The organism is Serratia sp. TSA_105.2 (assembly GCF_052692115.1).
In genome coordinates, this window is sequence record NZ_JBQZFT010000001.1 from 1 (window position 1) to 23595 (window position 23595).

The following is a 23595-nucleotide window of genomic DNA, read 5'->3' on the forward strand; positions in this document are numbered from 1 at the left end:
GCGCCGATGGTAGTGTGGGGTCTCCCCATGCGAGAGTAGGACACTGCCAGGCATCAAATTAAGCGTGCTGATATGGCTCAGTTGGTAGAGCGCACCCTTGGTAAGGGTGAGGTCCCCAGTTCGACTCTGGGTATCAGCACCACTTTATTTAAAGTGGGTTTAGAAGTTCGGCAGAAAAAAGAATTTGCTTGGCGGCAATAGCGCGGTGGTCCCACCTGACCCCATGCCGAACTCAGAAGTGAAACGCCGTAGCGCCGATGGTAGTGTGGGGTCTCCCCATGCGAGAGTAGGACACTGCCAAGCATCAAATAAAGCAAAAAGCCTCATGCGAAAGCATGGGGCTTTTTGTTTTGTCTGTTATTTGGTGTTCTGCTCGAGCATGGGCATGCGAAAGGCCCGTCGGGAACGGGCCTTAACGCCGCTTGCGGCGGCCCCGCAGGGGAGAGTCTCAGGATGAGACGAATACTGTAGGACACTGCCAAGCATCAAATAAGCCAAGAGGCCATCCGAAAGGATGGCCTTTTTGCTTTTCAGCCCCTTTACTCCCCCTCCTCATATCTTGGCGCAGAGCGCGCAATGAAACATTTTCACCTTTCCGCCGAATGCTCGACATCGACGGAAAAAAACGCTATCTTCGGGCATCTAGAAGTCTAAACGTATAAATGGATGTGTGAGGGTTAAGCAATGCCGATTCGTGTTCCTGATGAGTTACCTGCGGTCAATTTCTTGCGCGGTGAGAATGTCTTCGTGATGACATCCTCGCGGGCAAAAACACAGGAAATCAGGCCACTGAAAGTGCTGATCCTCAACCTGATGCCGAAGAAGATCGAAACGGAAAACCAGTTTCTGCGCCTGTTGTCCAATTCGCCGCTGCAGATCGATATCCAGCTGCTGCGTATCGATAGCCGCGAATCGAAGAACACGCCAGCCGAGCATCTGAACAACTTCTACTGCGATTTTGAAGACATCCAGAACGAGAACTTCGATGGTTTGATCGTTACCGGCGCGCCGCTGGGGTTGGTCGATTTCTGCGATGTTGCCTACTGGCCGCAGATCGAACGGGTGATCGACTGGGCCAAGAACCACGTGACCTCCACGCTGTTCGTGTGCTGGGCGGTACAGGCGGCGCTGAACATCCTGTACGGCATTCCCAAGATGACGCGCGAGGTGAAGCTCTCCGGCGTTTATCCGCACCAAACGCTGCAGCAGCATGCGTTGCTGACGCGCGGCTTCGACGAAAGCTTCCTGGCGCCGCATTCACGCTATGCCGATTTCCCGACCGAGGTGATTCGCCAATACACCGACCTGGATATTCTGGCCGAATCCGAACAGGCCGGCGCTTACCTGTTCGCCAGCAGGGACAAGCGCCTGGCGTTTGTCACCGGCCATCCGGAATACGATACGCTGACCCTGGCGGGAGAGTATTGTCGCGACAACGAAGCCGGTCTCGATCCTGCCGTTCCACTCAACTACTTCCCCGACGACAACCCCGCACTGACACCGAAAGCCACCTGGCGCAGCCACGGGCATCTGCTGTTTTCCAACTGGCTCAACTATTACGTCTACCAGATCACGCCGTACGATCTGCGCCATATGAATCCGACGCTCGACTGATCTTTTCTGCTTGCCGGCGGCTGAATCGAGGCCGCCGCACTGTTGATCCTCTGCACGCCCTTCTTTTTATCCGTCACTTCTCCAAAAAATCTATTGTCCAACAAGGCGTTAGTGCGTCTTTATTAAGTTACTGGAAGCGGTTTCCTTACCTGATGATTGTGTTATTTATCCTAACCAATTGATAATAAAGTGTTAATAAAATATTTAATAATAAAATGGAAATGGTTTTTGATTTTTATTTTTTGTTGAGTATTCTTAACTCTATCGGGATGAGATCTGACCAGTTGAGGATCGTTTCATCCGCCCTGATCCACAGTGATTTCTGATGAAAATGCGCCGGTCGCTCGGGCGCAACGATGGGAAGGAGCAAGGTCATGACGCAACAGATAGCAGGCACGGAATTAAGGTTTACGCAGGGTTTCGCCGCAGCGGAGCGCCAGGTGTTAACGGATGGAGCGGTTGAATTTCTGGCGGAACTGGTGGGGAAATTCACGCCGCGGCGCAACGAGCTGCTGGCGGCGCGTGTCCGCTGGCAGCAAAATATCGATCGCGGTGAACTGCCGGGATTTATTTCGGAAACCGATTCCATTCGTGAAGGCGACTGGCAAATCCGTGGTATTCCGCAAGACCTGCGCGATCGTCGCGTGGAGATCACCGGGCCGGTCGAGCGCAAGATGGTGATCAATGCGCTGAACGCCAACGTAAAAGTCTTCATGGCGGACTTCGAAGACTCGCTGGCGCCAAGCTGGGACAAAGTCATCGACGGCCAAATCAACCTGCACGATGCGGTTAACGGCACCATTTCCTTCACCAATGAAGCCGGCAAGATCTACCAGCTGAAACCGAACCCGGCGGTGTTAATCGCCCGCGTGCGCGGCCTGCATTTGCCGGAAAAACACGTGCTGTGGCGTGATGAAGCCATTCCCGGCGGCCTGTTCGATTTCGCGCTGTACTTCTATCACAACTATCGTCAGCTGCTGGCCAAGGGCAGCGGCCCATATTTTTACCTGCCGAAAACCCAGTCCTGGGAAGAGGCGGCCTGGTGGAGCGATGTCTTCAGCTTTACCGAGGATCGTTTCGATCTGCCGCGCGGCACCATCAAAGCGACCGTGCTGATCGAAACCCTGCCGGCGGTGTTCCAGATGGACGAAATCCTCTACCACCTGCGCGACCACATCGTCGGCCTGAACTGCGGCCGCTGGGATTACATCTTCAGCTACATCAAAACGCTGAAGAATCACGGCGATCGCGTGCTGCCGGATCGTCAGTCGGTGACCATGGAGAAACCTTTCCTCAGCGCCTATTCGCGTCTGTTGATCAAAACCTGTCACAAGCGCGGCGCGTTCGCCATGGGCGGCATGGCGGCGTTTATTCCGAGCAAAGACGCCGAGAAAAATGACTGGGTGTTGAATAAGGTACGGGCGGACAAAGAGCTGGAGGCCAGCAACGGCCACGACGGTACCTGGGTGGCGCACCCGGGGCTGGCGGATACGGTGATGGAGGTATTTGGCAAAGCATTGGGCGATCGCCAAAACCAGCTGGAGGTGCTGCGTGAGCAAGACGCGCCGATCAGCGCCGCACAGCTGCTGGCACCGTGCGACGGCGAGCGTACCGAAGCAGGGATGCGCGCCAATATCCGCGTGGCGGTGCAGTACATCGAAGCCTGGGTCTCCGGCAACGGCTGCGTGCCGATTTACGGTTTGATGGAAGATGCGGCGACGGCGGAGATCTCCCGTACGTCAATCTGGCAGTGGATCCACCACGAGAAGAGCCTGAGCGACGGGCGTCCGGTTACCAAGGCGCTGTTCCGCCAGATGCTGCAAGAAGAGATGTTGGTGGTGCGTGAAGAAGTGGGGGAAGCGCGCTTTAACGCCGGCCGGTTCGAAGAGGCGGCGCGCCTGATGGAGCGCATCACCACGCAAGATGAATTAATCGATTTCCTGACGCTGCCCGGCTATGAGCTGCTGGCCTGAGTTTTCCCAATTAACCCTACACGACTGAAAGGATAAAAATTATGTCTACCTCTCGCTCTCAACAGATCCAGCAGCTGGAACAGGAATGGAAATCGGCCCGTTGGGAAGGCATTACCCGCCCTTACAGCGCCGAAGACGTGATCAACCTGCGCGGTTCGGTCAACCCGGAATGCACCCTGGCGCAAAACGGCGCTGCTAAACTGTGGGCATTGTTGAACGGCAAGGCGCGCAAAGGCTACGTGAACTGCCTGGGCGCGCTGACCGGCGGCCAGGCGCTGCAGCAGGCCAAAGCCGGCGTCGAAGCTATCTACCTGTCCGGTTGGCAGGTGGCGGCGGATGCCAACAGCGCGGCGGCCATGTACCCTGACCAGTCGCTGTATCCGGTGGACTCGGTGCCGAAGGTCGTCGAGCGCATCAACAACACCTTCCGCCGCGCCGATCAGATCCAATGGGCTAACCAGATTGAGCCGGGCAGCAAAGGCTACACCGATTATTTCCTGCCGATCGTCGCCGATGCGGAAGCCGGCTTCGGCGGCGTGCTGAACGCCTTCGAGCTGATGAAAGCGATGATCACCGCCGGCGCTGCCGGGGTGCACTTTGAAGACCAACTGGCGGCGGTGAAGAAATGCGGCCATATGGGCGGCAAAGTGCTGGTGCCGACGCAAGAAGCGATCCAGAAACTGGTCGCCGCGCGCCTGGCGGCCGATGTGCTCGGCGTGCCGACGCTGGTGATCGCCCGCACTGACGCCGATGCGGCCGACCTGCTGACCTCTGACTGCGATCCGTATGACAGCGCCTTCGTCACCGGCGAGCGCACGGCGGAAGGCTTCTTCCGCACCCATGCCGGCGTCGAGCAGGCGATCAGCCGCGGCCTGGCTTACGCCCCTTACGCGGATATGGTGTGGTGTGAAACCTCAACGCCGGATCTGGATGCCGCTCAGCGCTTCGCCGATGCTATCCACGCCCAATACCCGGGCAAGCTGCTGGCCTACAACTGCTCGCCGTCGTTCAACTGGAAGAAGAACCTCGACGACCAGACCATCGCCCGCTTCCAGCAGGCGCTGTCGGACATGGGCTACAAGTATCAGTTCATTACGTTGGCGGGCATCCACAGCATGTGGTTCAACATGTTCGACCTGGCGCACGCCTATGCGCAGGGCGAGGGCATGAAACACTACGTCGAGAAGGTGCAGCAGGCGGAGTTCGCCGCGGTGGATCGCGGCTACACCTTCGCGTCGCACCAGCAAGAGGTGGGCACCGGCTACTTCGACAAGGTCACCACCATCATTCAGGGCGGCGCCTCTTCGGTCACCGCGCTGACCGGTTCGACGGAAGAACAGCAGTTCTGATGCGGCAAGCTTGAAGACGTTTCACCCGGAGCCTGCACGCGCAGGCTTCTTTTTCTGGCGGGGGTAAGGATGGCGGCAAAACTGGAGTTGTTGATCGCACAGACGATCCTGCAGGGCTTCGATGCGCAGTACGGCCGCTTTCTGGAAGTGACCGCCGGCGCGCAGCAGCGCTTCGAGCAGGCGGACTGGCCGGCGGTGCAGCAGGCGATGAAAAAGCGCATCCATCTGTACGACCATCACGTCGGCCTGGTGGTGGAGCAGCTCAAATGCATCACCGGGCAGAAATACTTCGACGCCGACTTCCCCAGCCGGGTCAAAGCGGTCTATATCGACCTGCTGCCGGACTATCCGCGTTTCGAGATCGCCGAAAGCTTCTTTAACTCGGTCTACTGCCGGCTGTTCAAGCACCGCGATCTGACGCCGGACAAGCTGTTCGTCTTCAGTTCGCAGCCGGAGCGGCGCTTTCGCGACATCCCGCGTCCGCTGGCGCGCGATTTCATGCCCAATGGCGATCTGCCGGCGATGCTGCGCAGCGTGCTGAGCGATCTGCCGCTGCGGCTGCCGTGGGAGGATTTGACGCGCGATATTCGCTACATCACTCAGGCGCTGCAACGCGCCTTCAGCGCACCGCAGCTGGCGGGGGCGACCTTCCAGATCGCCAACGAACTGTTCTATCGCAACAAGGCCGCCTGGCTGGTCGGCAAGCTGCGCCTGGCCGACGGTGTTTATCCGTTCTTGCTGCCTATCCACCACAGCGAATCGGGCGCGCTGTTTATCGACGCCTGCCTGACCGGTAAGGCCGAGGCCAGCATCGTCTTCGGCTTCGCTCGTTCTTATTTCATGGTCTACGCGCCGCTGCCGGCGGCGATGGTGGAGTGGCTGCGCGAGATCCTGCCGGGCAAGACCACCGCCGAGCTGTACATGGCGATCGGCTGCCAGAAGCACGGCAAAACCGAATGCTATCGCGAATACCTGACCTTTATGGCGCAGTCGCAGGAGCAATTCATCATTGCGCCGGGAGTGAAGGGCATGGTGATGCTGGTGTTCACCTTGCCGTCTTTCGACCGGGTATTCAAAGTGATCAAAGACGAATTCGCCCCGCAAAAAGAGGTGACGCAGGCGCAGGTGATGGCCTGCTATCAGTTGGTGAAAGAGCACGATCGCGTCGGACGCATGGCGGATACCCAGGAGTACGAGAATTTTGTCGTCGACAAGGCGCGCCTCAGCCCAGAGCTGTTGGCGGAACTGCGGCGCGAAGTGCCGGGCAAGCTGGAGGATCTCGGCGACCGCATCGTGATTAAGCACCTGTATATGGAGCGGCGCATGACGCCGCTGAACCTGTATCTGGAGCAGGCCAACGACCAGCAGATGCGCGATGCGATCGAAGAGTACGGCAATGCCATCAAGCAGCTGGCCGCCGCCAATATCTTCCCCGGCGACATGCTGTTCAAGAACTTTGGCGTGACGCGCCACGGGCGGGTGGTGTTCTACGACTACGACGAAATTTGCTACATGACCGAGGTTAACTTCCGCGACATTCCGCCGCCGCGCTATCCGGAGGACGAGCTGGCCAGTGAGCCGTGGTACAGCATCGCGCCCAACGACGTGTTTCCGGAAGAGTTCCGCCACTTCCTGTGCGGCGATCGACGCATTCGGCAGGTGTTTGAAGAGCTGCACAGCGATCTGTTTACCGCTGAGTATTGGCGCGGGTTGCAGCAGCGCATTCGCGAGGGGCACGTGGAAGACGTGTTCGCTTACCGCAAGAAGCAGCGGTTCAGCCAGCGCAGCGGGGCGGCGCTGCCGGCCGCCACCGCCGCGATGTAAATCAGGCCTGGGCGCCCGCGACGGCGGCGCGCGCCAGTTCGGTGATGCGGGCGTAGTCGCCGCTTTCCAGCGCGTCCGCCGGCACCAGCCAGGAGCCGCCGATGCACAGTACGCTTTTCAGCGCCAGGTAGCTGCGGTAGTTGTCCGGCGAGATGCCGCCGGTCGGGCAGAAGCGCACCTGCGGGAACGGGCCGCCGATCGCCTGCAGCGCTTTTACGCCGCCGTTGGCTTCCGCCGGGAAGAATTTAAACTCGCGCAGGCCGTAATCCATGCCCAGCATCAGCTCGGAAACGGTGCTGATGCCCGGAATAAGCGGAATGGACCCGGCGGTGGCCGCCTTGAGCAGCTCGTCGGTCAGCCCCGGGCTGATGGCGAACTGTGCACCGGCCTCGGTCACTTCACGCAGCTGCTGGGGATTGATCACTGTACCGGCGCCGATGATCGCTTCCGGCACTTCTTGGGCGATGGCGCGAATGGCGTCCATGGCGCAGGCGGTGCGCAGCGTCACTTCCAGCACCCGCACGCCGCCGGCGACCAGTGCTTTCGCCAGCGGCACCGCATGCTCCAGCTTGTTGATCACGATGACCGGCACCACCGGCCCCGCCGTCAGGATCTGCTCGGCGCTTGTTTTCCACTTGTTCATGATGACGTTCTCCTCTGTGGCCGCCGCCAGGCGGCGATGCGGCCAGGCTATCGATTAAAATTTGATGCAGCAGGCGCCCTGCTCGGCGCCGGACAGCTGGCTGCGCAGCGCGCCGAACAGCTCGCGGCCGCAGCCGATGTGTTCTGCGCTCAGATCGGGTTGGCATGGCGTGCGCTGGGCCAGTTCGTCGGCGTCGACCAGCACCTGCAGCTCGCCGCTGCGGCCGTTGACGCGGATCGGATCGCCGTCGCGCACTTTCGCCAGCAGGCCGCCGGTATAGGCTTCCGGGGTGACGTGGATGGCGGAAGGCACCTTGCCGGAGGCGCCTGACAGGCGGCCGTCGGTCACCAGCGCCACTTTGAAGCCGCGATCCATCAGCACGCCCAGCGGCGGCATCAGCTTGTGCAGCTCCGGCATGCCGTTGGCCTGCGGCCCCTGGAAGCGCACCACCACCACGCAATCGCGATCCAGCTTGCCGGCTTCGAACGCCGGCACGATGTCGTGCTGGCTGTCGAACACCACCGCCGGCGCTTCGATAATCTGGTTGTCGGCGGGCACCGCCGAGGTTTTCATCACCGCACGGCCCAGATTACCGGCCATCACTTTGGTGCCGCCGTGATGCTCAAACGGCTGAGCGACGCTGGCGATCACACTGGCGTCGAGCGAGCCGGCCACGCCTTCGCGCCACGCCAGCTGGCCATTATCCAGCCAGGGTTCCTGGGTGTAGCGGTGCAGGCCGAAACCGGCCACGGTGTGCACGTCTTCGTGCAGCAGCCCGTGTTGCAGCAGCTCGCGCACCACCAGCGGCACGCCGCCGGCGGCCTGGAACTGGTTGATGTCGGCCGGGCCGTTCGGATAGATGCGACACAGCAGCGGCACCGCCTCCGACAGCTCCGAGAAGTCGTCCCAGGTAATGATGATGCCTGCTGCGCGCGCCATCGCCACCAGATGCATGGTCAGGTTGGTGGAGCCGCCGGTGGCCAGCAGCGAGACGATGCCGTTTACCACCACTTTCTCGTCCACCAGGCGGCCGATCGGCAGGTAGTTGCCGGCGGTGTCGGTCAGTCGCGTCACCTGGCGCGCGGCGGCGTCGTTCAGCGCGTCGCGCAGCGGCGTGTCCGGATGCACGAAAGAGGCGCCCGGCAGGTGCAGGCCCATCACTTCCATCACCATCTGGTTGGTGTTGGCGGTGCCGTAGAAGGTGCAGGTGCCGATGCCGTGATAGGACGCGGCCTCGGCTTCCAGCAGCGCCAGGCGGTCGGCCTTGCCCTCGGCGTACAGCTGGCGCACGCGCACCTTTTCCTTGTTGGGTAAACCGCTGCTCATCGGGCCGGCCGGCACGAACAGCGCGGGCAGGTGGCCGAAGGAGAGGGCGGCCATCACCAGCCCGGGCACGATCTTGTCGCAGATGCCGAGGAACAGCGCGCCGTCGAACATGTTGTGCGACAGGCCGACGGCGGCCGACATGGCGATCACGTCACGGCTCATCAGCGACAGCTCCATGCCGTCCTGCCCCTGCGTCACGCCGTCGCACATCGCCGGCACGCCGCCGGCCACCTGGCCGACGGCGCCCACCGCCTGCAGCGCCTGTTTCAGCCGCTGCGGGTAGTGTTCGTACGGCTGGTGGGCCGACAGCATGTCGTTGTAGGCGGTGATGATGGCAATATCGCTGCGCACCATGTTTTTCAGCGCCGTCTTGTCATCGGGCTGACAGGCGGCGAAGCCGTGGGCCAGGTTACCGCAGGCCAGCTGCGCGCGGTGGACGGTTTGGGAACGGGCCGCTTCGATACGCGCCAGATAGGCGGCACGGCTGGCCTGGGAACGGTGGGTGATGCGCTGTGTGACACGGGACAAGGTTGGGTTAATCATGCCTTCCTCACATTGCTGTTGTTATAGTCGCCGCCTGTGGCGGTGCCCCCGGGGGTAATTTGCAGCCCTGGTGTGCAAGGCCGGGGGCGATTTAGGATTTAAAACATCGTGAATGCAATCATGCCGATGGCGCCGCCGACGCTGCCCAGAATCGTTTCCATCACCGTCCAGGTTTTCAGCGTTTGCAGTTCGTTGGCGCCGGTGAATTTGCCGAACAGCCAGAAACCGGCGTCGTTGACGTGGCTTAGCACGATGGAGCCGCCGGCGATGCAGATTGCCAGCGCGGCCAACTGCCCGCCGTTCAGCCCGAGCTGGCTGGTGACCGGCAACACCAGGCCGACGGTGGTCAGGCAGGCGACGGTGGCCGAGCCCTGAATCACCCGCACCATGGCGGAGAGCGCGAACGCGGCCACGGCGATCGGCAGGCCGGCGCCGATCATGGCGTCACCCAGCGCCGGCCCTACGCCGGAATCCACCAGGATCTGTTTGAATACCCCGCCGGCACCGGTCATCAACAGGATGATCCCGGCCGGTTGCACCGCGGCGGAGCAGATGGCCAGCGTCTGTTCGTTGCTCATGCCGCGCGGTTTCGCCAGGCCGTAAATCACGATCAGGCAGGCCAGCAGGATGGCGGTGAACGGGTGGCCGATAAACTCCAGCCACTGCTGCAGCTGCGAACCCGGAGTGACCAGCCGCGCGCCGATGGTTTTCATGCCGACCAGCACCAGCGGGCACAGCACCAGCGCCAGGCTGAAGCCGAACGACGGCAGATTGCCCTTGGTCAGCGTCGGCTCGTTCTCTTCCGGCGGCATTGGCCAGTTGACGAAGCGGCTGATAAAGCTGCCGTACAGCGGGCCGGCGATCAGCATGCCGATCACCGCCGCCACCAGGCCGATGGCGATCATCCAGCCGAAGTCGGCCTTCATCTGCGAAGCCAGCAGCATCGGCACCGGCCCCGGCAGCAGGAAGGAGGCGGCGGCGGCCACGCCGGCGAACAGCGGGATCGCCAGCTTGACGATATTGCCGTCGGTACGGCGCGCCACGGCGAATACGATGCCGATCAGCAGCACCACCGCCACGTCGAAGAACAGCGGCAGCGCGCAGATCAGGCCGGCGATGCCGAGCGCGTAGTGCGCCTTGCTTTGTCCGAATCGTTTCAGCAATTGCGCCGCAATTTGATCGAGCGCGCCGACCTCATGCAGGATCTTGCCGAACATCGCCCCCAGCGCCACGACGATCGCCAGGAAGCCCAGCGTGTCGCCCATGCCTTTTTGCATGGTGTCGGCGATATGGTCCAGCGGCATGCCGGAGAAGATGCCGGCGGCGATGGACACCAGCATCAGCGCGACGAAGGCGTGCATGCGCGCCTTCATCACCAAGAATAACAGCAGTAAAACCGAGCCGACTGCGGTACCGACCAGCGTTACGGTACTCACGCGCACACGTCCTGCGGCAGGAAGCTCTGGATATGGCGCACGGTATCGGCGATCACCGCGTCCAGCGGCTGGTTGATGTCGATCGCCATCACGTCGCTTTCGTCGGCGCCCGGTTGCTCCAGCGCGGCGAACTGGGTGACCAGCATCTGCGGTTTGAAGAAGTGGCCGTTACGCGCCGCCAGGCGGGATTCGATCACCGGGAACTCGCCGTGCAGGTAGATAAACGACAGGTTGCCGTTGCCGGCGCGCAGGCGGTCGCGATACTGCTTTTTCAGCGCCGAGCAGACGATGATCGACACGTTGTTGGTGCGCTGCATGGCGAAGGCGGCATCGTTGAGCGCGGCCAGCCATGGGGCGCGATCGTCGTCGTTCAACGCTTCGCCGGCGGCCATCTTCAGGATGTTGCTGCGCGGATGCAGGAAGTCGCCGTCGAGGAAGCCGGCGGAGAGTTGGCGGGCCGCGGCGGCGGCGACGGCGGACTTGCCGCTGCCGGAAACGCCCATAACGACGTAAATGCGATTTTGATTGTTGGTCATGGCTTGGCTCCAAAACACCGGGTGACGTTACCTTCGTTCAACTTGATTGTTACCGGTAACATGTTATCGGTAACATTGTCGAAGGAAGTGTGAGCGGTTGCAATGGGCTTTCGCCGTGAGGATCGTTAACTGTGATCGGCTTCAAGCTTTTTTCCCGTGTGCTAAACAGGATGCCGATAGCCTGTTACATGCTGACAACAGAGCAAGGAATCAGGAGAGAGGGCGCGCAGGGGCGCCCCTCGGAGGGGGGATCAGCGCACGCCGCCGTAGGCCAGGCTGATCTCTTTCGCCGCGTGGATCACCAGCGCCCCCAGTTCGATCACGCGGTCATCGGTGATGCGCGACACCGGGCCGGAGATGGAGATGGCCGCGAAGGCTTCGCGGTGCTCGTCGAAGATGCAGGCCGCCACGCAGCGCAGGCCGAGCGCGTGTTCTTCGTCGTCAAAGGAGAAGCCCTGTTTGCGGATCTGCGCCAGCCCCTCTTTCAGGTTGTGCGGCGTCAGAGTGTGCGGCGTGTAGGTGTGCATGCCTTTCTTGTGCAGCAGTTTGGTCACCTGATCGTCCGGCAGGGTGGCGAGGAACGCTTTGCCGGCGCCGGAGGCGTGCATCGGCAGTTTGCCGCCGATCGGCGCCGACATGCGCATCAGCGCCGTACACTGCACCTGATCGATGATGATTGCCTGGTACTCGCTGGTATCCAGCACCGCCAGGTTGACGGTTTCGCCGGACTCTTCCATCAGGCGGCGCAGCGTCGGATGCACCATCGCCAGCAGGTTGCGGCTTTGCAGGAAGCTGCTGCCGACCACAAAGGCGTGCGAGCCGATGGTCCACAGGCCGAGATCGCCGACTTGGCGCACGAATCCCTGCTGCTGCATGGTGGTGAGCAGGCGGTGAGTGGTGGAATTCGGCAGGCCGGCCTGCTGGGCCAGATCGGTCAGCGCCACGTTGCCCTGGGCTTCCGAAATGTATTCCAACAGCTTCAGGCCACGGGTCAACGATTGTACCTGGCCGGTCGCCGCACTGGCGGCCGGGGCTGCTGCGCGGGGCTTCTTGCCGCGTTTGGCGGGAGCAGGGGTGGCCATGGGTGAGATTCCTTTTTCCGTATGATGGAATTCATTTTCGTTTTTTGTCGATGAATTGCAAGTCGCCGTCAGCTCATCGGAGGTGTTGGCGCACAACCTGAAAAACTCTCAATTGTCGCCTGGCCCTTTGTCCCTACAAGCTGTGCTAGGATGACTCGTTGGTTTTTGCGGCAGTTGAGCAATGGGCTGGATGGCAATGGAAGGGGTTACAGTGACGAATCGAGTAGAACAACTGCGCCGCCAGTTAGCGCAGCGCATTTTGGTGTTGGACGGCGGCATGGGCACCATGATCCAGAGCTACCGTCTGGATGAGCGCGATTTCCGCGGTGAGCGCTTCGCCGACTGGCGCAGCGATCTGAAAGGCAATAACGATCTGCTGGTGCTGACCAAGCCGGAAGTGATCACCGCCATTCATTACGCCTATCTTGAGGCGGGCGCCGATATCCTTGAGACCAATACCTTTAACTCGACCTCCATCGCCATGGCCGACTACCACATGGAGTCGCTGTCCGCCGAGATTAACTATCAGGCCGCTTGCCTGGCGCGCGCCTGCGCCGACGAATGGACGGCGCGCACGCCGGAAAAACCGCGCTACGTCGCCGGCGTGCTGGGGCCGACCAACCGCACTGCGTCCATCTCGCCGAACGTCAACGATCCGGCGTTCCGCAACATTTCGTTCGATGAGCTGGTGGCGGCTTACCGCGAATCGACGCGTGCGCTGGTGGAGGGCGGCGTCGATCTGATCATGATCGAAACCATCTTCGACACCCTGAATGCCAAGGCCGCCGCTTTTGCGGTGGAAACCGAATTCGAAGCGTTGGGGGTGGAACTGCCGATCATGATTTCCGGCACCATCACCGACGCCTCCGGCCGCACCCTGTCCGGCCAGACCACCGAAGCGTTTTACAATTCGCTGCGCCACGTCAAGCCGCTGACCTTTGGCCTGAACTGCGCCCTGGGCCCGGACGAACTGCGTCAGTACGTCGCCGAGCTGGCGCGCATCTCGGAGACCTACGTCACCGCGCACCCGAATGCCGGTTTGCCGAACGCCTTCGGCGAGTACGATCTGGATGCGGCCGAGATGGCGTGCCAGGTCGGGGAATGGGCGCAGGCCGGCTTCCTCAATATCATCGGCGGTTGCTGCGGCACCACGCCGGAACATATCGCCGCGATGGTCAACGCGGTCGAGGGCGTGCCGCCGCGCCGGCTGCCGGAGATCCCGGTCGCCTGCCGCCTGGCGGGCCTGGAGCCGCTGACCATCGACGCCAACACCCTGTTCGTCAACGTCGGCGAGCGCACCAACGTCACCGGTTCGGCGCGATTCAAGCGCCTGATCAAAGAAGAGAAATACAACGAGGCGCTCGACGTGGCGCGCCAGCAGGTCGAGAGCGGCGCGCAGATCATCGACATCAACATGGACGAGGGGATGCTTGACGCCGAAGCGGCGATGGTGCGCTTCCTCAACCTGATCGCCGGTGAGCCGGACATCGCCCGAGTGCCGATCATGATCGACTCCTCCAAGTGGTCGGTAATCGAAAAAGGCCTGAAGTGTATTCAGGGCAAGGGCATCGTCAACTCGATCTCGATGAAGGAGGGTGAAGAGGCCTTTATCCATCACGCCAAACTGGTGCGCCGCTACGGCGCTGCGGTGGTGGTGATGGCGTTCGACGAAGTGGGCCAGGCGGACACCCGCGAGCGCAAGTTCGAGATCTGCCGCCGCGCCTATAACATTCTGACCGAACGCGTCGGCTTCCCGCCGGAAGACATCATTTTCGACCCGAACATTTTCGCCGTCGCTACCGGCATCGAGGAGCACAACAACTACGCCGTCGACTTTATCGAAGCCTGCGCCGACATCAAAACCCACCTGCCGCACGCGATGATCTCCGGCGGCGTGTCCAACGTGTCGTTCTCGTTCCGCGGCAACGATCCGGTGCGTGAAGCGATCCATGCGGTGTTCCTGTATCACGCCATTCGCAACGGCATGGACATGGGCATCGTCAACGCCGGGCAATTGGCGATTTATGACGATTTAAGCGCCGAGCTGCGCGACGCGGTAGAGGACGTGATCCTCAACCGTCGCGAGGACGGCACCGAACGCCTGCTGGAGCTGGCCGAAAAATACCGTGGCAGCAAAGATAATGACGTGGCGGTGCAGCAGGCCGAATGGCGCGGCTGGCCGGTAGAAAAACGGCTGGAATATTCGCTGGTGAAGGGCATCACCGAGTTTATCGAGCTGGACACCGAAGAAGCGCGGCAGCAGGCCGAACGCCCGATCGAAGTGATCGAGGGGCCGCTGATGGCGGGAATGAACGTGGTCGGCGATCTGTTCGGCGAAGGCAAGATGTTCCTGCCGCAGGTGGTGAAATCCGCCCGCGTGATGAAGCAGGCGGTGGCCTACCTGGAACCGTATATCGAGGCCAGCAAGCAGAAAGGCTCCACGGCGGGCAAAATCCTGCTGGCGACGGTGAAGGGCGACGTGCACGACATTGGCAAGAACATCGTCGGCGTGGTGCTGCAGTGCAACAACTATGAAATCGTCGATCTGGGCGTGATGGTGCCGACGGAGAAAATCCTGCGCACCGCGCGCGAGGAGAACGTGGACATCATCGGCCTGTCGGGCCTGATCACGCCGTCGCTGGACGAGATGGTCAACGTGGCCAAAGAGATGGAGCGCCAGGGCTTTACGTTGCCGCTGCTGATCGGCGGCGCCACCACCTCCAAGGCGCACACCGCGGTGAAAATCGAGCAGAACTACAGCGGCCCGACCACCTACGTGCAAAACGCCTCGCGCACCGTGGGTGTGGTGTCGGCGCTGCTGTCCGCCACCCAGCGCGACGAGTTTGTGGCGCGCACCCGCAAAGAGTATGAAACGGTGCGCATTCAGCATGCGCGCAAAAAGCCGCGCACGCCGCCGGTCGATTTGCAGAAGGCGCGCGCCAACGCAATGGCGCTGGACTGGGCCGATTATCAGCCGCCTGCACCGCGGCAGTTCGGCGTGTTCCCGGTGGTGGCTGGCATCGAGACGCTGCGCCACTATATCGACTGGACACCGTTCTTCATGACCTGGTCGCTGGCGGGCAAATATCCGCGCATCCTGGAAGACGAGGTGGTGGGGGAAGAGGCCAAGCGCCTGTTCCACGACGCCAATCAGATGCTGGATCGGCTGGCCGCCGAGCGCAGCCTCAACCCGCGCGGCGTTTACGGTCTGTTCCCGGCCAACCGCGTCGGCGATGACGTGGAGGTGTACTGCGACGAACGGCGTGACGAGGTGCTGGCGGTGAGCCGCCATCTGCGCCAGCAGACGGAAAAAACCGACTTCCCGAACTACTGCCTGGCGGATTTCGTGGCGCCGAAAAGCAGCGGCAAGGCCGACTACTTCGGCGCCTTCGCGGTGACCGGCGGGCTGGAGGAGGACGCGCTGGCGGCGGCGTACGACGCGCAGCACGACGATTACAACAAAATCATGGTCAAGGCGCTGGCGGATCGCCTGGCGGAGGCCTTCGCCGAATACCTGCACGAGCAGGTGCGCAAGCTGCACTGGGGCTATGCCGCCGACGAGAGCCTGAGCAACGAGGAGCTGATCCGCGAAAACTATCAGGGCATCCGGCCGGCGCCGGGTTACCCGGCCTGCCCGGAACACACCGAGAAAGCGACCATCTGGCAGCTGCTGGACGTCAACCGCCACACCGGCATGGAGCTGACGGAGTCCTTCGCCATGTGGCCGGGGGCGGCGGTGTCCGGCTGGTACTTCAGCCATCCTGAAAGCAAGTACTTCGCGGTGGCGCAGATCCAGCGCGATCAGGTGGAAGACTACGCGGTGCGTAAAGGGATGAGCGTGGGCGAGGTCGAACGCTGGCTGGCGCCTAACCTCGGCTACGACGCCGACTGATTTCCTCTTTAAGGGCGCAGCGATGCGCCCTTGTCATTTACTGCGCTTCCACGTCGATGTGCAGCGCATCGTAACGCCAATACTCCAGGTCGCAATCGATCACCCGGTCGTGCTGATCGCGGTTCACCCGCGTAATGAACAGCGCCGGGCTGCCGTAGGTCACCTTCAGCATGGCGGCGGCCTGCTGCGGCAGCAGGGTGGGCAGCATGTCGAAACGCACCCGCCCGTAGTGGATGCCATAGCGCGCGGCGTACAGTGCGGTCAGCGACTGGGTCAGATCTTCGTCCAGAATGCCGGGGAAATAGGCCGGGTTGAGGTAGTGCTCGCAGTACAGCACCGCGCGCCCATCGATGTAGCGCAGCCGGCGAATGCGATAGGCCTCGGCGCCGGGGGGCAGCGTCAGGCGATCGGCCAGCGGCGCGTCGAGCGTGACTACCGCGCTGTCGATCGCTTCGGTATGGGCGGCGCGCCCCTGCTGCTGCGCCATGGCGTGAAAATGGCTGCGCTGCAGCGGGTTGTAGATAAGACGCGGTGGCGAGATGAACCAGCCGCGCCGCACCTGGCGGTAGATGACGCCCTGCGCCTCCAACTGACCGAGCGCCTCCTGCAAGGTAATGCGGGTCGTGGCGAACGCTTCGCTCAGGGCGCGTTCAGAGGGCAGCTTGCCGTCTTCGGCGAACTCGCCTGCGGTGATGCGGGCGTTCAGCGTTTGGCAGATGGTGGCGACGGTCGTCGGTGCTTCACTCATACAGCGGGTGTCCCGTTTCAGTGCGTTTGGCCTCCCTTAAGGTAGACCAGCGTCGCGTTTTCGCCGTTGCAATGGGTGATAAAACTGTCGCTTTTTTAAGCTGACATATAATTATCACATTCGTCCGTTAGATTGGTTTGGTCCTTGCTGGACTAGTCCAGCCATCCCCACACTACCACCTGGAGCATCAGTTATGAAACGTTTGTGCGCTTCTGTGTTAACCAGTGCCATCGTGTTATCCAGCCAGATGAGCTGGGCCGCGGATACCGATCTGGCGGCGCTGGAGCAGGCCGCTAAAAAAGAAGGCGAAGTCAACAGCGTCGGCATGCCGGACAGCTGGGCCAACTGGAAAGGCACCTGGCAAGATCTGTTGAGCAAATATGGCCTGAAGCATGTCGATACCGACATGAGCTCCGCACAGGAGATCGCCAAATTCGATGCGGAAAAGAACAACGCCACGGCGGACATCGGTGACGTCGGCGCGGCCTTCGGCCCGGTGGCGGTGCAGAAGGGCGTAACGCAGCCGTACAAACCCTCTACCTGGGATCAGGTGCCGGACTGGGCGAAAGACAAAGACGGCCACTGGGCGCTGGCTTACACCGGCACCATCGCCTTCATCATCAATAAACAGCAGGTGAAAGATATCCCGCACAGCTGGGCCGATCTGCTGAAGGGCAGCTATCAGGTCACCATCGGCGACGTCGGCACCGCATCGCAGGCGGCCAGCGGCGTGCTAGCGGCCACCTACGCCATGGGCGGCAACGAGAAAAATCTCAAGCCGGGCCTGGAATTCTTCGGCAAGCTGGCCAAGGCCGGCCGCCTGAGCCTGAGCAACCCGGTGATCGCATCGCTGGAGAAAGGGGAAGTGCAGGTTGGCGTGGTGTGGGACTTCAACGGCCTGAATTACCGCGACCAGATCGACAAAACCCGCTTTGAAGTGCTGATCCCGTCGGACGGCTCGATCACCTCCGGCTACACCACCATCATCAACAAATACGCCAAGCACCCGAACGCCGCCAAGCTGGCGCGCGAATACATCTTCTCCGACGCCGGCCAGATCAACCTGGCGCGCGGCTATGCCCGCCCGATCCGCGCCGAACATCTGACGCTGCCGGACGACGTCAAGGCCAAGCTGCTGCCGGCCGAGCAGTACAAGAACGCGCACCCGATCGCCGATCCGGCGGCCTGGGAACAGAGCGCCAAAGCGCTGCCGCGCCTGTGGCAGGAAAACGTCATTATGTTTATGCAGCAGTGAGTTAACGCACCATGAAAACGATCCTCGTGCTGCTGGACGGCCTCAACTACCGGGTGGCGCACGACGCCATGGGCTATCTGCAGGCCGAATGCGCGGCGGGACGCGGACGGTTGTACCTGCTGGAGAGCGAGCTGCCCTCGCTCTCCCGGCCGCTGTATGAATGCATCCTCACCGGCGTCACGCCGGTGGAGAGCGGCGTGGTGCACAATCACGTCTCGCGCCTTTCTCATCAACAAAGCGTGTTTCATTACGCGCGCGCCGCCGGGTTGACCACCGCCGCCGCCGCTTACCACTGGTTCAGCGAATTGTATAACCGCACGCCGTTCGACGCCGCGCGCGACCGCCATACCGACGCCCCCGAGCTGCCGATCCAGCACGGGCATTTCTATTACGACGACGGCTATCCCGACAGTCATCTGTTCGACGACGCCGAAAGCCTGCGCCAGCGTCATCAGCCGGACTTCCTGCTGGTCCACCCGATGAACATCGACGACGCCGGGCACCGCTTCGGCCTCTCTTCGCCGCAGTACCGCAATGCGGCGCGGCGCGCCGACGGTTCGCTGTCGCGCTATCTGCCCGAGTGGTTGGCGGCCGGTTATCAGGTGCTGGTTACCGCCGACCACGGCATGAACGACGATCGCAGCCACGGCGGCGTGTTACCGGAAGAGCGCCAGGTGCCGCTGTTCGTGTTCGGCACGGGTTTCAGCCTGGACGACGCCGATCCGCAGCAAACCGAGCTGTGCGGCACGATTTGCGATCTGCTGCAGGCACCGCACGACAAGCCGCGCTGTCGGGCGCTGCTGGCGCAGGATGCGCGATGAACGGCAAAACCAAATGGATCGCCGCACTGTGCCTGCTGCCGTTTATCGTGCTGTTCGGCGCGTTTCAGATCGCCCCGCTGGTGTGGATCGCCGTTCACAGCTTTTTCAGCGAGACTGGCGGCTGGGGCTGGGGCAATTATGTCGATATCCTCACCTCGCCGTTCTACCTGCAGGCCTTTCAGTTCTCGCTGGAGATCTCGCTGTGGTCGAGCGTCTACGGCTTGCTGATTGCGTTAGTGGGCAGTTACTCGCTGCGCCAGCTCGGCCAGACCCGATTTCATGACTTTGTGATGTCGTTCACCAACATGACCAGCAACTTCGCCGGGGTGCCGCTGGCGTTCGCCTTCGTCATCCTGCTGGGGCTGAACGGTTGCCTGACGCTGCTGCTGCGCAAATACGGTCTGATGGAGAGTTTCAACCTCTATTCGAAGAGCGGCCTGATCGTGCTGTATACCTACTTCCAGATCCCGCTGGGCGTATTGTTGCTCTATCCGGCGTTCGATGCGCTGCGCGCCGACTGGCGCGAGTCGGCGGCGCTGCTCGGCGCCGGCCCCTGGCGCTACTGGCGGCATATCGGCCTGCCGGTGCTGGCACCGGCGCTGATGGGCACCTTCGTCATTCTGCTGGCTAACGCGCTGGGCGCCTACGCTACGGTCTACGCGCTGACCACCGGCAACTTCAACGTGATCCCGATCCGCATCTCGGCGCTGGTGGCGGGGGACATCTCCCTCGATCCGAACCTGGCCAGCGCGCTGGCGATGCTGCTGGTGGTGATGATGGCGTTTATCACGGTGATCCACCAATGGATGCTGCGCAGGAGCTACCTCAATGCGCGTTCATAATCGGATGGAGAATGCTCATGTCGCGTGCTGAACGCCTGTACCATCGCACGGTGACCGGCCTGCTGCTGCTGATCCTGCTGTTGCCGCTGGCGGCGACGCTGATTTATGCGCTGGCCACCCAGTGGGGCGCCACCATTTTGCCGGACGGTTTTACCCTGAAGTGGTTGACGGCGCTGTGGAGCGACCCGCGCTTTTTGCAGGCGCTGTGGCACTCGCTGTTGATCTGCTTCGGCACGCTGCTGCTGTCGGTGGTGGTGATCCTGCCGGCGATGTTTGTGATCGCTTACTACTTTCCCAAGCTGGACGCGGTGATGAACGTGCTGATTCTGCTGCCGTTCGCCGTGCCGCCGGTAGTGTCGGCAGTGGGGCTGATGCAGCTGTTCGCCGCCGATCCGCTGCCGCTGCTCGGCACTCCCTGGATTTTGGTGGGCTGCTATTTCACCATCGCGCTGCCGTTTATCTACCGCGCCATCAGCAATAACATGCAGGCGATCAACCTGCGTGATCTGATGGACGCCGCGCATCTGCTCGGCGCCAGCACCTGGCAGGCGGCGCTGTGGGTGGTGCTGCCGAACCTGCGCAAGGGCGGAACGATCGCCGTGCTGCTGTCGTTCTCGTTCCTGATCGGCGAGTTCGTGTTCGCCAACCTGCTGGTGGGCAGCCAGTATGAAACGCTGCAGGTTTACCTGTTCAACATGCGCAACGGCAGCGGGCATTTCACCAGCGCGCTGGTCATCTCCTATTTCGCCGTGGTGCTGCTCGTCACCTGGCTGGCGAACCTGCTGAATAAAAACAAGGGTTAACCCGATGGCTTATCTCAACGTCACCCGCCTGAACAAACACTATGGCCAGACCCAGGTGTTTCAGGATATCGATTTCACCGCCGAAGAGGGGGAATTCGTCACCCTGCTGGGGCCGAGCGGCTGCGGCAAATCGACGCTGCTGCGCTGCCTGGCCGGCCTGACCCCGGTCGACAGCGGGCACATTTTGCTGCAGGGCCAGGATCTGGTGCCGCTGGCGCCGCAAAAGCGCGGCATCGGCATGGTGTTCCAAAGCTATGCGCTGTTTCCCAATATGACGGTGGAAGGCAACGTGGCCTTCGGCCTGAAAATGCAGAAGCTGGCGGCCGTGCAGATCGGCCAGCGGGTGCGGGAGGTGCTGGCGCTGGTGGAGCTGAGCGATCTGGCGAAGCGCTATCCGCATCAGCTGTCGGGCGGCCAGTGTCAGCGCGTGGCGCTGGCGCGATCGCTGGTCACCCGCCCGCGGCTGCTGCTGCTCGACGAACCGCTGTCGGCGCTGGATGCGCGCATCCGCAAACACCTGCGCGAGCAGATCCGGCGCATTCAGCGCGAGCTGAACCTGACGGCGATCTTCGTCACCCACGATCAGGAAGAGGCGTTGACCCTGTCGGATCGCATCGTGCTGATGAACAAGGGGCAGATCGTGCAGAGCGGCGATGCGGAAACCCTGTATACCCAGCCGGCGGACGCCTTCGCCGCCGGGTTTATCGGCAACTATAACCTGCTGACCGCCGAACAGGCCGCCCAGCTGACCGGGCGCAGCTATGCCGGCAAGGTGGCGATCCGCCCTGAATCGATCGGCCTGTTGCCGGCCGGGCAGGGGATCGACGGGGTGATCCTGGGCCACAGTTTGCTCGGGAATGTGGTACGCTATCGGATTCAGGTTCGCGGTGTAGAATTGCTGGTTGACGTGCTCAACCGGTCGGTGGCCGACCTGCGGCCCGACGGCGCGGAAATTGGGCTACACTTGGAACCTGTTGTATTGCGGGAAGTTGCATGACTTCGCAGCGCGGCGCCGGGGCCTTTCCGCCGCCGCATTAACCCTTCTCTTCTGCGGTCTGCCGCCCGCCCGCTGTCCTGCCAGACCTACGCCCGGCAGGCGGGACCGCGCGCTGTACCCGTCATCTTTTGGCCTACCGGCTGCGGCTAAGGCGAACAGAACCGTTCCGTCCGTCCGCACCGCCTGACAGGCATCGGGTATCAGCCTCCTTTGGCCGGGCGTTAATGGAGCGTATCTTCCGTGCTGACCCTTCTTCACCTGCTTTCCTCCGTGGCGCTGTTGGTGTGGGGTACCCACATCGTGCGCACCGGGATCATGCGGGTTTACGGCGCCAATCTGCGGCGTGTGTTGAGCGACAGCGTTGAGAAAAAGCCGCTGGCGTTCGTTGCCGGCATCGGCGTGACCGCGCTGGTGCAAAGCAGCAACGCCACGGCGCTGCTGGTGACCTCTTTTGTCGCGCAGGGGCTGGTGGGGCTGGCGCCTGCGCTGGTGATCATGCTCGGTGCCGACGTCGGCACCGCACTGATGGCGCGCGTGCTGACCTTCGATCTTTCCTGGCTGTCACCGCTGCTGATCCTGGTCGGCGTCTTCCTGTTCCTCAGCCGCAAGCAGATGCGGATCGGCCAGATCGGACGCGTCCTGATCGGCCTTGGGCTGATCGTGTTGGCACTGGAGCTGATCGTGGCCGCCGCCACGCCGATCACCCAGGCGGCCGGGGTAAAAGTGCTGTTCTCGTCGCTGACCGGCGACGTGATGCTGGACGCCCTGACCGGCGCGCTGTTCGCCATCGTCAGCTATTCCAGCCTGGCGGCGGTGCTGCTGACCGCCACCCTGACTGCCACCGGCGTGATCTCGCTGAAGGTGGCGCTCTGCCTGGTGATTGGCGCCAATCTCGGCAGCGGCCTGTTGGCGATGATCAACGCCAGCGGCCAGAATGCCGCCGGGCGGCGCGTGGCGCTCGGCAGCCTGCTGTTCAAGTTGGTGGGCTGCGTGCTGGTGCTGCCGTTCGTCTCCTATCTGGCAGACGTGATGGCGCAACTGCCGGGCGGCAGCGAAGAGCTGGTGATCTACTTCCACGTGTTCTACAACCTGATCCGTTGTCTGGTGATGATCCCGCTGGCCGGGCCGATGGCGACGCTGTGCGAGCGGCTGATCGTCGACGTGGCGGCCGACGATCCGCGCATGCGGCCGCGTCATCTGGACGCCAGCGCGCTGGACACGCCGACGCTGGCGCTGGCCAATGCGGCGCGCGAAACGCTGCGGATGGGCGACGTGGTGGAACACATGATGATCCTGCAGCGCGAAGTGCTGCACGGCAAGCAAGGCGTGGATAAAGAAGTACGGCGCCTCGACGATGATGTCGACGTGCTGTATACCGCCATCAAGCTGTATCTGGCGCAGATCCAGAAGGAAGATCTGGGTGAGGAAGACTCGCGCCGCTGGGCGGAGATCATCGAAATGGCGCTTAACCTGGAACAGGCGGGCGACATCATCGAACGCATGGCCGGCGACGTGGGTGCCAAGTCGCACGCCGCGCGCCGCGCCTTCTCGGCGGAAGGGTTGGCGGAGCTGGACGGGTTGCACGAACGGCTGATCGGCAACCTGCGTCTGGGGCTGTCGGTGTTCCTGTCCGGCGACGTCACCAGCGCCAAGCGCCTGCGCCGTTCCAAGCACCGCTTCCGTATTCTGGATCGCCGCTACGCGCACGCGCACGTCGATCGTTTGCACCAGCAAAACGTGCAGAGCATCGAGACCAGTTCGTTGCATTTGGGATTGTTGGGGGACATGAAGCGTTTGAACTCGCTGTTCTGCGCCGTGGCTTACAACGTGTTGGACCAGGATGCCAAGGATGACGATCGCGACTGGGAAGACACCCCAAGCACGCTGTAAAAAAACGCCCCCGGTTTTCAT

Annotated in this window: 17 protein-coding genes, 1 tRNA gene and 1 rRNA gene; 13 read left to right on the forward strand and 6 right to left on the reverse strand. The window is 62.1% G+C overall.

The genetic code is table 11. From position 1 onward, the window contains the following. Positions 1-66 precede the first annotated feature (66 nt). The 6 genes from ACUTSC_RS00005 (at position 67) to aceK (ending at position 6760) form a co-directional block, all read left to right on the forward strand. A tRNA-Thr gene (locus ACUTSC_RS00005) sits at positions 67-142 on the forward strand. Positions 143-187: 45 nt separating this feature from the next. Then, positions 188-303: ribosomal RNA gene (gene rrf, locus ACUTSC_RS00010) — 5S ribosomal RNA — on the forward strand. 381 nt (positions 304-684) lie between these two features. Further along, a complete protein-coding gene (gene metA / locus ACUTSC_RS00015) occupies positions 685-1614 on the forward strand; it encodes a homoserine O-acetyltransferase MetA (protein WP_063988506.1) in 930 nt (309 codons plus the stop codon). A gap of 374 nt (positions 1615-1988) precedes the next feature. Next, complete coding sequence (aceB, locus tag ACUTSC_RS00020; RefSeq protein WP_197767603.1) at positions 1989-3587, forward strand: malate synthase A; 1599 nt, start codon at positions 1989-1991, stop codon at positions 3585-3587. 41 nt (positions 3588-3628) lie between these two features. Beyond that, positions 3629-4936, forward strand: a complete 1308-nt coding sequence (gene aceA, locus ACUTSC_RS00025) for an isocitrate lyase (protein WP_197767602.1) — start codon at positions 3629-3631, stop codon at positions 4934-4936. A 69-nt stretch (positions 4937-5005) separates the two neighbouring features. After that, a complete protein-coding gene (gene aceK, locus ACUTSC_RS00030) occupies positions 5006-6760 on the forward strand; it encodes a bifunctional isocitrate dehydrogenase kinase/phosphatase (RefSeq protein ID WP_445653021.1) in 1755 nt (584 codons plus the stop codon). A 1-nt stretch (position 6761) separates the two neighbouring features. On the opposite strand, the gene ACUTSC_RS00035 is transcribed toward aceK, so the two are convergent. From ACUTSC_RS00035 to iclR, 5 genes are all read right to left on the reverse strand, one after another. Continuing rightward, entirely contained in the window at positions 6762-7403 is a 642-nt protein-coding gene (locus ACUTSC_RS00035; RefSeq protein WP_033649689.1) for a bifunctional 4-hydroxy-2-oxoglutarate aldolase/2-dehydro-3-deoxy-phosphogluconate aldolase, read from the reverse strand. Between the two features lie 54 nt (positions 7404-7457). Next, entirely contained in the window at positions 7458-9272 is a 1815-nt protein-coding gene (edd, locus tag ACUTSC_RS00040) for a phosphogluconate dehydratase (protein WP_197767600.1), read from the reverse strand. A 98-nt stretch (positions 9273-9370) separates the two neighbouring features. Continuing rightward, a complete protein-coding gene (gene gntU / locus ACUTSC_RS00045) occupies positions 9371-10708 on the reverse strand; it encodes a gluconate transporter (RefSeq protein WP_033649721.1) in 1338 nt (445 codons plus the stop codon). Further along, the gene (gene gntK / locus ACUTSC_RS00050) at positions 10705-11244 is read right to left on the reverse strand and encodes a gluconokinase (protein ID WP_033636235.1); all 540 of its coding nucleotides are present in this window, start codon (positions 11242-11244) and stop codon (positions 10705-10707) included. The genes gntU and gntK overlap by 4 nt, the downstream gene beginning before the upstream one ends. 251 nt (positions 11245-11495) lie before the next feature. Beyond that, positions 11496-12326, reverse strand: coding sequence for a glyoxylate bypass operon transcriptional repressor IclR (gene iclR, locus ACUTSC_RS00055; RefSeq protein ID WP_004936648.1), 831 nt, complete (start codon positions 12324-12326; stop codon positions 11496-11498). Between the two features lie 196 nt (positions 12327-12522). On the opposite strand from iclR, the gene metH reads away from it, so the two are divergent. Beyond that, on the forward strand, positions 12523-16218 hold the full coding sequence (metH, locus tag ACUTSC_RS00060; RefSeq protein ID WP_445653022.1) for a methionine synthase: 3696 nt from the start codon (positions 12523-12525) through the stop codon (positions 16216-16218). 37 nt (positions 16219-16255) lie between these two features. Here metH and ACUTSC_RS00065 read toward each other — a convergent pair whose 3' ends face one another. Beyond that, positions 16256-16966 carry a UTRA domain-containing protein gene (locus tag ACUTSC_RS00065; RefSeq protein ID WP_197767598.1) on the reverse strand — a complete coding sequence of 237 codons (711 nt, stop codon included), beginning with the start codon at positions 16964-16966 and terminating at the stop codon, positions 16256-16258. A gap of 193 nt (positions 16967-17159) precedes the next feature. Between ACUTSC_RS00065 and ACUTSC_RS00070 the strand changes: the two genes are divergently transcribed. The 6 genes from ACUTSC_RS00070 to ACUTSC_RS00095 all read left to right on the forward strand — a co-directional run bounded on the left by ACUTSC_RS00070 (position 17160) and on the right by ACUTSC_RS00095 (position 23574). Then, complete coding sequence (locus tag ACUTSC_RS00070; RefSeq protein ID WP_004936660.1) at positions 17160-18221, forward strand: ABC transporter substrate-binding protein; 1062 nt, start codon at positions 17160-17162, stop codon at positions 18219-18221. Positions 18222-18232: 11 nt separating this feature from the next. Next, on the forward strand, positions 18233-19042 hold the full coding sequence (locus ACUTSC_RS00075; RefSeq protein WP_064290475.1) for an alkaline phosphatase family protein: 810 nt from the start codon (positions 18233-18235) through the stop codon (positions 19040-19042). Beyond that, on the forward strand, positions 19039-19884 hold the full coding sequence (locus ACUTSC_RS00080; RefSeq protein ID WP_033649696.1) for an ABC transporter permease: 846 nt from the start codon (positions 19039-19041) through the stop codon (positions 19882-19884). Before ACUTSC_RS00075 ends, ACUTSC_RS00080 begins: the two co-directional genes overlap by 4 nt. 17 nt (positions 19885-19901) lie before the next feature. Further along, a complete protein-coding gene (locus tag ACUTSC_RS00085; RefSeq protein WP_025304475.1) occupies positions 19902-20687 on the forward strand; it encodes an ABC transporter permease in 786 nt (261 codons plus the stop codon). Between the two features lie 4 nt (positions 20688-20691). After that, positions 20692-21684 carry an ATP-binding cassette domain-containing protein gene (locus ACUTSC_RS00090; protein WP_197767597.1) on the forward strand — a complete coding sequence of 331 codons (993 nt, stop codon included), beginning with the start codon at positions 20692-20694 and terminating at the stop codon, positions 21682-21684. 240 nt (positions 21685-21924) lie between these two features. Next, positions 21925-23574 carry a Na/Pi cotransporter family protein gene (locus ACUTSC_RS00095; protein WP_063988517.1) on the forward strand — a complete coding sequence of 550 codons (1650 nt, stop codon included), beginning with the start codon at positions 21925-21927 and terminating at the stop codon, positions 23572-23574. The last annotated feature ends 21 nt before the right edge of the window (positions 23575-23595 follow it).

Excerpts from the sequence above, each read along its gene's own strand:
- gntK (WP_033636235.1), bottom strand. The coding sequence starts at position 11,244 with ATGACCAACAATCAAAATCGCATTTACGTCGTTATGGGCGTTTCCGGC.
- metA (WP_063988506.1), top strand. The coding sequence starts at position 685 with ATGCCGATTCGTGTTCCTGATGAGTTACCTGCGGTCAATTTCTTGCGC.
- aceK (WP_445653021.1), top strand. The coding sequence starts at position 5,006 with ATGGCGGCAAAACTGGAGTTGTTGATCGCACAGACGATCCTGCAGGGC.
- edd (WP_197767600.1), bottom strand. The coding sequence starts at position 9,272 with ATGATTAACCCAACCTTGTCCCGTGTCACACAGCGCATCACCCACCGT.
- aceB (WP_197767603.1), top strand. The coding sequence starts at position 1,989 with ATGACGCAACAGATAGCAGGCACGGAATTAAGGTTTACGCAGGGTTTC.
- ACUTSC_RS00065 (WP_197767598.1), bottom strand. The coding sequence starts at position 16,966 with ATGAGTGAAGCACCGACGACCGTCGCCACCATCTGCCAAACGCTGAAC.
- ACUTSC_RS00070 (WP_004936660.1), top strand. The coding sequence starts at position 17,160 with ATGAAACGTTTGTGCGCTTCTGTGTTAACCAGTGCCATCGTGTTATCC.
- metH (WP_445653022.1), top strand. The coding sequence starts at position 12,523 with ATGGAAGGGGTTACAGTGACGAATCGAGTAGAACAACTGCGCCGCCAG.
- ACUTSC_RS00080 (WP_033649696.1), top strand. The coding sequence starts at position 19,039 with ATGAACGGCAAAACCAAATGGATCGCCGCACTGTGCCTGCTGCCGTTT.
- ACUTSC_RS00075 (WP_064290475.1), top strand. The coding sequence starts at position 18,233 with ATGAAAACGATCCTCGTGCTGCTGGACGGCCTCAACTACCGGGTGGCG.
- ACUTSC_RS00090 (WP_197767597.1), top strand. The coding sequence starts at position 20,692 with ATGGCTTATCTCAACGTCACCCGCCTGAACAAACACTATGGCCAGACC.
- ACUTSC_RS00085 (WP_025304475.1), top strand. The coding sequence starts at position 19,902 with ATGTCGCGTGCTGAACGCCTGTACCATCGCACGGTGACCGGCCTGCTG.
- iclR (WP_004936648.1), bottom strand. The coding sequence starts at position 12,326 with ATGGCCACCCCTGCTCCCGCCAAACGCGGCAAGAAGCCCCGCGCAGCA.
- aceA (WP_197767602.1), top strand. The coding sequence starts at position 3,629 with ATGTCTACCTCTCGCTCTCAACAGATCCAGCAGCTGGAACAGGAATGG.
- ACUTSC_RS00035 (WP_033649689.1), bottom strand. The coding sequence starts at position 7,403 with ATGAACAAGTGGAAAACAAGCGCCGAGCAGATCCTGACGGCGGGGCCG.